This window comes from Undibacterium sp. GrIS 1.8 (assembly GCF_040544445.1).
In the GTDB taxonomy this organism is placed as follows: Bacteria; Pseudomonadota; Gammaproteobacteria; order Burkholderiales; family Burkholderiaceae_D; genus Undibacterium.
Window position 1 is genome coordinate 1 of record NZ_JBEONQ010000116.1, and the last position, 2,530, is coordinate 2,530.

The 2,530-nt window shown below is 49.0% G+C and carries 2 protein-coding genes; both read left to right on the forward strand.

Annotated features, from left to right (window positions below; translation table 11 throughout):
- The first annotated feature begins 88 nt into the window (after positions 1-88).
- Entirely contained in the window at positions 89-1,585 is a 1,497-nt protein-coding gene (istA, locus tag AAKU64_RS22300) for an IS21 family transposase (protein WP_322118258.1), read from the forward strand.
- On the forward strand, positions 1,578-2,408 hold the full coding sequence (gene istB / locus AAKU64_RS22305) for an IS21-like element helper ATPase IstB (RefSeq protein WP_322118259.1): 831 nt from the start codon (positions 1,578-1,580) through the stop codon (positions 2,406-2,408). Before istA ends, istB begins: the two co-directional genes overlap by 8 nt.
- Positions 2,409-2,530 lie beyond the last annotated feature (122 nt).

A 2,530-nucleotide genomic window follows, 5' to 3' on the forward strand; every position in this document is an offset into this window, starting at 1 on the left:
ATAAACGCAGTTATACGCACTGAATATTGACCAGGTAAATTAACCTATCCTTGCAGTTTTGACTGCGAGGGAATTCAAGGTGATTACCATGGGAATGTACTCTAAGGTCAGGCGGCTATTCTACCGAGAACGGCTATCCATTAGCGAAATTCAGCGACGAACCAGCCTGTCGCGCAATACCATCAAGAAGTGGCTTAAAGAAGCCGAAGGGACTGAGCCGAAGTATGCCCGGCCTCCGACTGTCAGTAAAATAGCTCCCTTTGCATCCCTCATTCAGTTAGCACTACAAACCGACAGCCATCGACCTAAAAAAGAACGTCGTACTGCGCTTATGCTATTTAAGGAACTCCAGCAAGCAGGGTTCACCGGTAGCTACTCGGGTGTCAACCGTTACATTTATGCCTGGCGTGACCAAGCTGCCAAAGTCACTGGTAAATCTGCCTTCGTTCCACTGAAGTTTCAACTCGGCGAAGCATTCCAGTTTGACTGGAGTGAGGAGCTGCTTGTCATTGGTGGCATTCATCGCAAAATCCTTGTAGCACACACTAAGCTGTGCGCCAGCCGTGCCTTTTGGCTGGTGGCTTATCCGACGCAAAGCCACGAAATGCTCTTCGATGCCCATACTCGCGCCTTTACTGCCATGGGTGGAATTGCACGGCGCGGTATCTATGACAACATGAAGACCGCTGTCGATAAAGTCATGAAAGGCAAAGGTCGTATCGTCAATGCACGCTTCTTTGCAATGACAGCCCATTACTTGTTTGACCCCGACTTCTGCAATGTGGCGTCTGGCTGGGAGAAAGGTATTGTTGAGAAGAACGTCCAGGATAGTCGCCGTCGTATCTGGAACGACGCCAGACAGGAACGCTTCGGCAGCTTTGCGGAACTCAATGCATGGCTGGCTGTACGCTGCAAGTTACTCTGGAGTGAATGCCGCCATCCGGATTACCCTGAGTTGACCGTCGCCGACGTGCTGGAACATGAGCAAGCCCAACTCATGCCGATGCCAACACCCTTTGATGGCTATGTCGAACTCGTAGCACGGGTTTCTTCTACTTGCTTAGTTCATGTCCACCGTAATCGTTATTCAGTACCGTGCTATTTGGCCAATCACATGGTCAGTGTTCATCTGTATTCAGAACAGATTGCCGTCTACGCTGAGAATGAGAGGGTTGCATGTCATCTACGACTATTTGGACGTGATCAGACCAGCTATGACTGGCAGCATTACATCCTTCTGGCAGAAAGAAAGCCCGGTGTCTTACGAAACGGTGCACCCTTTGCATTGATGCCGGCGCCTTTAATCAAATTGCAAACCACCTTGCTACGCCGTGCCGGTGGTGATCGCGTCATGGCTCAAGTGTTAGCGGCTATCCCGCACCATGGCCTTGATACCGTCATTGTGGCAGTAGAACTAGTGCTGGAGTCCGGTGCAACCAGTGTTGAACACATCACTAACGTATTGGTGCGATTAAGTCAGGGCGATCGTCCTGACCCCGTCGCCACAAGCTTGCAATTAATCGAAGAGCCGGTAGCCGATGCAAGTCGCTACGACAGCTTACATCAGGAGAATCAGCATGTTTAACATCATCAGTGAACTTAAATCACTCAAGTTATATGGAATGGCAACTGCCTATACCGATTTAACAGCACAGAGTACCGCGTCCGTGAGTACATCGGAATGGCTCATTCAACACTTGTTAGAAGCGGAATCGACGGATCGAGCGATGCGTTCGATCCGTTATCAGTTGCACGTTGCCAAATTTCCGATTCATCGCCACCTAGCTGATTTCGATTTTAGCCAATCCAAAGTAGACCAAAAGCTGATCGAACAGTTGGCCACGTTAGCCTTCACAGAGGCTGCGCACAACGTGGTGCTGATTGGTGGCACTGGCACAGGTAAAAGCCATCTGGCAACAGCACTGGCGGTCTCCGGTATTACGCAACATGGAAAGCGAGTGCGCTTCTTCTCAACGATTGAACTGGTGAATGCCTTGGAATTAGAAAAGGCAGCAGGCAAACAAGGACGCATGGCCCTAAGCCTTATGCAGATGGATTTGGTGATCTTAGATGAGTTAGGTTACCTGCCATTCTCACAGGTGGGTGGTGCGTTACTGTTCCATTTACTGTCTAAACTCTACGAACGAACCAGCGTCGTCATCACGACCAACCTGACATTCTCTGAGTGGAGCAACGTCTTTGGCGATGCAAAACTGACGACTGCGTTACTGGACCGACTGACACACCATTGCCATATTATTGAAACAGGTAATGATTCCTATCGTTTCAAACATAGCAGTGCCACAGCAAAAATGCGGATTAAATCAAGAGAAAGAAGCCGGGAATTAAACAAGCCTGAGACTGAGATATCAGCAGAACCTGGTGAAGTCTCTGGGCAGGAGTTTTAGTGCTTAAGTGGCTAAATTGAGTTCAACAAATGGAGAAAACAATGCACACATAATTGATCGACAAACCTGAAACAAACTTGTATGCTCAGCAACTAAGCGCCTGGTCAATATTCAATGCGCGC